Raw genomic sequence first — 6,480 nt, 5'->3', positions numbered from 1 at the left:
TGATTAGGATAAGTTATAATTTAAAAAATTAATCAACAACTAAAGCTTATGCTTGTAGCTAAGTGAAATCATTGATTAAGAGACCTGTACTTTTCAATGACTTTTTCAGCAAACCCTAGTTAGCCGTAATTATGAATTATGAATTGGGAAGAATAAATAAAAGCAATCTTCTGAATACTGATAACTGTTAACTGTTAACTTACCCACTGATAACTGATAACTGATAACTGATAACTGATAACTGATAACTGTTATAAAGCGCCAGCTGCCGTGCGATCGAGTATTCCCGCTCCTAGATGAGAAGTAATATTAATTGCTTGCAGGACTGGTTGAGAGTCAACTCCTTTAGGATAATCGATAACACTAACCGCGCCATTTCCCTGTTTAATATTCCAGAAATTAGCGGGTTTTAAACCCAATAAATAACAAAGAATCACCTTATTAATGGCATCGTGAGCTACTACCATAATTGTCTTAGGACTATCACTATTACTATAGGTTTTAACGATTTGCTGCCAACAAGCGATCGCTCGATCCCAAACTTCCTGTAAATTCTCCCCTTCTGGCATTTGCACGGTTTCTGGGGCATTTTTCCAGTCTTCTAACATCCCGGGGAAACTCGCTTCAATTTCCTCCTCTAATTTACCTTCCCAAAGTCCGTGACAGATTTCCGTCAGATCTACTTGGGTATCTAAGGTGACATCGGGGTGATATTGCAGGATAATTTGGGCAGTTTCCTTGGGACGGGACAAAGGACTGGTGACAGCGTGATCGATCGCCGTTTCTCGCAGAAATTCGGCGGCTTTCTCAGCTTGAGCTTTGCCATTATCATTGAGAGGAATATCGCGCACCCCTTGAAAACGTTTATCCCGATTCCATTGGGTTTCTCCGTGACGCACCAGCAGCAGCCTCGATCCTTGGAAAGGAGGACGCGGTGGGGGTAAAGCTATCCCTAAGTGTGCCGTTTGATTGAGGGATTCCACCTGGACAGGATCACCAAAATCACCCGTAAAATTGAGAACATTAACGCAACAGTTAGATTGTTGGAGGGAATGGTATAAGGAAACTGGAATACCGATGGCACTGAGGATTAAACAGCGATTAATGCCGTTATGGGCAACAATGAGGATAGTTTGGCCCTCGTGTTGGGGAATAATTTCTCGCCAAAAATCCTGCGCTTGTTGATAGAGGGAGAGAACGGGATAATGTTCTTGACCATCGGGCAGTATCATCTTAAATTCATGAGGTTTTTGGTGCCAATCCCGATATTCTTGGGGGTATTGAGCTTTTACCTCCTCTTTGACCATATTTTCCCAGATAGGCAGATCGATTTCTAGTAACTGCGAAGTGGGTTGAATGACGGGAGAGTGATTTAAACGAGACTGAATCACCTCAGCAGTAGATTTGGCTCTTTGGAGAGGACTACAGTAAAAAGCGGCGATATCGATTTGACTGAGGGCATTTCCTACTTTTTCCGCGTCCAGATGCCCTTTTTCCGTCAAAACCGAGCCATCACTGCGACCTTGTATTTTCTGCTCTGCGTTATAACTGCTTTGTCCATGACGAACAATAATCACACGAGTAGCCAAGCGGTTCAGTCTCCTTAACTAAAAGTCTCAATATCAGATTACAGGCGATCGGGATCGGAGTACAAATCAGTGATCAGTAATCAGTAATTAGCATAGCACACTTGTACTAAAATATCGCCTACAGTTTCAAGGCAGCACAGCATATCAAAACTTCCTGATATAACAATCTCTTTGGGATCAAGGGTTTGGCGGTTTTGTCAAGAAACCATGACAATGTACTTGGTCAAAATCGGAATCTTGCTGTTTAATAGGTATTTATAACAAGCGATTCCCTTGATCCCCATCGAGTGGATCTCTTGTTCACAAAGCAATCGATGAGTAGTTGAAGGATTACCCAGATCACTGCTTTTGCAAATGCCCAAAAACATTTGCCGTCGTAACTAATCGGAGAGCGTCAACTCATGGTTCCAGAATACCCCCCCTTAGATGAGATGACCTTGCGGCAACTACGACGAGTTGCCAGTCAATACAGCATCTCTCGTTACAGTCGGATGCGGAAAACGCAATTAATCGAGGCAATTACCCAAGCTATGGGAGTAAGCGGCAATTTTAAATCTATTATTAAAGAGGAAAAACCAGTGGAAGCAGCAAAATTTGAATTAGGTCAAGCTCACCCGATCGAAGATATTCTAGGTTCGGTGGATGATGGTTTAGGAGATCTGCCCGGTGGCTACGGTGAAAATCGCATTACCCTGTTACCTCGCGATCCTCAGTGGGCCTATGCTTACTGGGATATCCCCAACGAATCAAAAGAAGATCTCCGTCGTCAAGGAGGACAACAGTTAGCCCTGCGTCTTTATGATGTCACCGATATCGATATCAATAGCCAAGGCGCGCATAGCGTCCAAGAATATCTCTGTGATGAATTGGCCCGGGAATGGTACTTACCGATTCCGGTCAGCGATCGAGATTATGTTATCGATATCGGTTATCGTTGTGCTGATGGACGTTGGTTAGTTTTGGCCCGTTCTCCTTTAGTGCGGATTCCTCCCGTCTATCCTTCCGACTGGATTGAAGATATTTTTGTCACCGTTAACTGGGAAGAAGAACTGGTGGGCAAAACTGTTTACGAACTCGTTCCCCCCAGCAAACGCTACGACAGCAGCACCGGAACCACCGGAAGCCCTATCTACGACCAAATTTTCGAGAGTGTCGGCGATATCGAGGCCCTACGGGTGGCTGGCTCCTTGTTTGGTTCCATGCAGCACGTCGCTGGTTCCGTACCGATGTCGGAAGTGATCAGTTCTTATGTATTCCCCTCCGGGGTTGGTATGTGGGCAGTTCCCACGGTATCGGGACTAACCGCTTCCGGTATCGGGATGACTGCTTCTGGTATCGGTATGGGTGCTTCGGAAACCCTACAACGTCCGCGCAAATTCTGGTTAGTTGCCGATGCAGAATTAATCGTCTATGGTGCCACCGAACCCGATGCCACCGTAACTATCGGTGGTCGTCCGATTAAACTCAATCCCGATGGCACTTTCCGCTATCAGATGTCCTTCCAAGATGGTTTAATCGATTATCCGATTATGGCCGTGGCCGCCGATGGTGAACAAAATCGTTCTATCCACATGAAATTTACCCGGGAAACCCCCTCTCGCAATACCAACACTAAAGATGAGGCGGTTCTAGAATGGTTATTCTAGATCGGGTTTTCTAACGTTACCAAAGCCAACCTAATTACTTCCCCCTAACTGAGATTCAGTTAGGGGATTTTTTTCGAGAAGATAACGGCAAGCTACCGAGGGGGTTGCTTGCCGCTATCAACTTCTATTCCCAAATCTGACAGCTTAGATCGCCCGATTTTTGGGAAAGACGCAGATTTTCACCGTAATCGACGGGAACATCGATCACCGTAGGCACCTCTTGCCGGAAAGCCTCCTCTAGTGTCGGGATCAAATCCTGAGTAGATTCCACCCGATAGCCTTTTAATCCCATACTTTCGGCAAATTTAACAAAATCGGGATTACCAAACTTAATAAAAGAAGAGGTCCCAAAATAGTTTAACTGCTTCCATTCGATTAAACCGTAACCGCCATCATTAAAGATGAGAGTGACGAAGGGAGTTCCCACCCGCAAAGCTGTCTCCAATTCCTGACAATTCATCATAAAACCGCCGTCTCCCGTCACCGCCACAATGCGCTTATCGGGATAAACTAACTTAGCGGCGATCGCACCAGGGATAGCAATACCCATAGCGGCGAAACCGTTAGAAATAATGCAAGTATTAGGACAATCGGAGTGATAATGGCGGGCCATCCACATTTTATGAGCGCCCACGTCACAAATAGCGATATCTTCTGGTCCCATAACCTGACGCAGATCGTAGATCAATTTTTGTGGCTTGATCGGAAAACCCGTATCATTGGCATAGGTTTCGTAATCGGCCCGAATTTCCGTCTTTAATCCCGCGGTGACAGGAGTTGGTTTATTCTGGCGATCGGCCCGTTTGAGGATATCGATGAGAGAATCGGTGATATCACCCACCACTTCCACCACCGGAGCATAACTGCTGTCAATTTCCGCTGGAGTCATGCCGATGTGAATAATCGGTAATTTCCCGTCTGGATTCCATTTTTTCGGGGAATACTCGATTAAATCGTAACCAACAGCGATAATTAAATCACTGCGATCGAAGGCACAACTAATCAAATCCCGTTGCTGTAATCCTACCGCCCAAAGAGCCAGAGGATGGGTATAGGGAATCACCCCCTTACCCATAAAAGTGTTAGCCACAGGGATATTCAAGGCCGTGGCGAATTCCGTTAAAGCCTCACTAGCATTAGCGCGAATTGCCCCATTTCCCGCCAAAATCAAGGGATTTTTCGCTTTAGAAATCACTGCCGCCGCCATATTCAAAGTCCGATAGGAAGCGTAAACTTTTTCCTGACTATCGAGGGGCAAGGGATGACCATCGGCAGGCATAGCAGCGATATTTTCGGGAAGATCGATATGAACGGCCCCCGGTTTCTCACTTTGGGCGGTTTTAAAGGCTCTCCGTACCACTTCTGGGGTGATACCCGGCCGGACGATCTGTTTATTCCATTTCGTCACTGGGGCGAACATGGCCACCAGATCCAGGTATTGATGGGATTCAATGTGCATCCGATCGGTTCCCACCTGGCCGGTGATGGCCACCAAGGGCGCCCCATCCAGGTTAGCATCGGCTACCCCTGTCATCAGGTTAGTCGCCCCCGGTCCTAAGGTGGAGAGACAAACCCCCGCTTTTCCCGTCAAGCGTCCATAGACATCGGCCATAAAAGCCGCGCCCTGTTCGTGACGGGTGGTGATAAATTTGATCGAGGAGTTTTTTAGGGCTTCCAAAACATCGAGGTTTTCTTCCCCGGGTAGCCCAAAAATATACTCGACCCCTTCATTCTCTAGACATTTAACTAGAAGTTCGGCTGTGTTTAATTCCCCCATAATTCCCTCCTGTAGAGCTTACTTCATCAGTAAAGTCTCTAGAGATAGTTCATCCCGGCGGATTGAGGTTGTTGCGCTCAACTCGTCGGGATGATATCAGTAGACTATATGTACCAATGTAGCTGACTAAAATTTTGTTTAAGTCTATCCATATACTATTGTGACTTAGATCTTGACCCTTGGCAGATTATTTATTACCACAATGGAGGGGAATTTTTTTTTAGGCCGTTAATTCTTCGGCAGCGTGGGCTAGTTGGGCGGCGACTTTGGCTAGATAGGGACGACTTAACCACCAGATAAACGGGGACAGCCAACCGCGCAGGGTGACAGAATAGGAAATATAAGTACCACAGAGGGTTGATTCTACTTGGTAGGTCATTTTCTGTTCCATGCCGGGGATAGCGAGAACTCTGAGGCTGAGGAGTTCCCCAGGGCGGACATTTTCCACGAAAACCCGGATAGGAATGGGAGTCAGACGGGTGACAGCTTGATAGATTAACCCCGGTTTAGCGATTAAACCCAGGGGAACATCAGCCTTGGCAATCAAAGGATGCCAAGAGACATCGGCCACATTGATTAATTTTTGCCAGAGGACATCGACGGGGGCGCTACTGACCACCCGATAGGTTTTGTAGAGTGAAAACTTACAGAATAGTCTGCCTTTGGCCGCTACAATCCTTAGGGAAAAATTGAGAATCACCGATCGCCCCCCCGCAAAAATAATCCAGGTAATCTTCCATTGTAAAAAATAAATGGCTTTCTGGGAGTGTGGGCTTTTTATAATTTTAACTTAGCGTCAGCAGAAGTCCCGCGCTTGAGTGCGATCGAATGAATGCTCTATTTAATTTGCTGTCATAACGTATCAAGTCGGAGCGATCGCTAGACTAAAGAGATAACCAAATAGCCTCCGATGCCTATCGTCCCCAACGACTGAGGGCAGCTATTCCCGCCGTCGTCAAGTTTTTCTCCTGTCAGAGTTTGATACAATTGTCTAGGATTGGGACTTCTGCAAGGGATTGGGACTATACGGCTGATTTAGCCATTAGGTATCTATTTCATGCTCAGACCCTCAATGAATAAATAGGCTGAAGCAGTTGAGTTTGCTCAAGCGTTCATAAACGTGATCGAGGATACAGTTTATCGGATTAGGGAGTTTCCAACCCTTAGGCTGTCATTGGTGTTCTCTATACGGTGGTGATTCGGTAGTAGTGATGGCGGCTTAATCCTTTGCTTTGCTGTGCATTGTAGTCATGGATAAAATACCAAACAGTTCCCCAACGTGATTCTCCATTTTTTTAGAGAAAGATAGACTCTCTCTCACCAGCCGAGAAATCCTTTGTCGAAAGGTATTATTTCTGGACTTCCCCGTTGACAAAAGGCCATAACCTGTGCTGTAGAAGGGATTAAGAGAATTTCCGCCGCCCCGTTACTGGGTACAAATCAGGGAAACTCCCAATAAATCTAACGC

At 46.0% G+C, this 6,480-nt stretch carries 4 protein-coding genes; 1 reads left to right on the top strand and 3 read right to left on the bottom strand.

Annotated elements, in window-relative coordinates; translation table 11 throughout:
- Positions 1–251 precede the first annotated feature (251 nt).
- Positions 252–1,589: a histidine phosphatase family protein gene (locus tag EWV60_RS08345; RefSeq protein WP_287231844.1), complete on the bottom strand. Its 1,338-nt coding sequence runs from the start codon at positions 1,587–1,589 to the stop codon at positions 252–254.
- 401 nt (positions 1,590–1,990) lie between these two features.
- Here EWV60_RS08345 and EWV60_RS08340 point away from each other — a divergent pair, with 401 nt between their 5' ends.
- Positions 1,991–3,235, top strand: coding sequence for a DUF4912 domain-containing protein (locus tag EWV60_RS08340; protein WP_287231843.1), 1,245 nt, complete (start codon positions 1,991–1,993; stop codon positions 3,233–3,235).
- Between the two features lie 124 nt (positions 3,236–3,359).
- Here the strand turns inward: EWV60_RS08340 and EWV60_RS08335 are convergent, their stop codons facing one another.
- Complete coding sequence (locus EWV60_RS08335) at positions 3,360–5,012, bottom strand: acetolactate synthase large subunit (RefSeq protein ID WP_287231842.1); 1,653 nt, start codon at positions 5,010–5,012, stop codon at positions 3,360–3,362.
- A 220-nt stretch (positions 5,013–5,232) separates the two neighbouring features.
- The gene (locus EWV60_RS08330; RefSeq protein ID WP_002735718.1) at positions 5,233–5,712 is read right to left on the bottom strand and encodes a hypothetical protein; all 480 of its coding nucleotides are present in this window, start codon (positions 5,710–5,712) and stop codon (positions 5,233–5,235) included.
- Between the last annotated feature and the right edge of the window lie 768 nt (positions 5,713–6,480).

Origin of the sequence: Microcystis sp. Msp_OC_L_20101000_S702 (genome assembly GCF_007095705.1) — a bacterium.
Lineage (GTDB): Bacteria > Cyanobacteriota > Cyanobacteriia > Cyanobacteriales > Microcystaceae > Microcystis > Microcystis ichthyoblabe_A.
The sequence above is the reverse complement of the archived record's forward strand: the minus strand, read 5'-3'. Positions and strand labels throughout refer to the sequence as shown.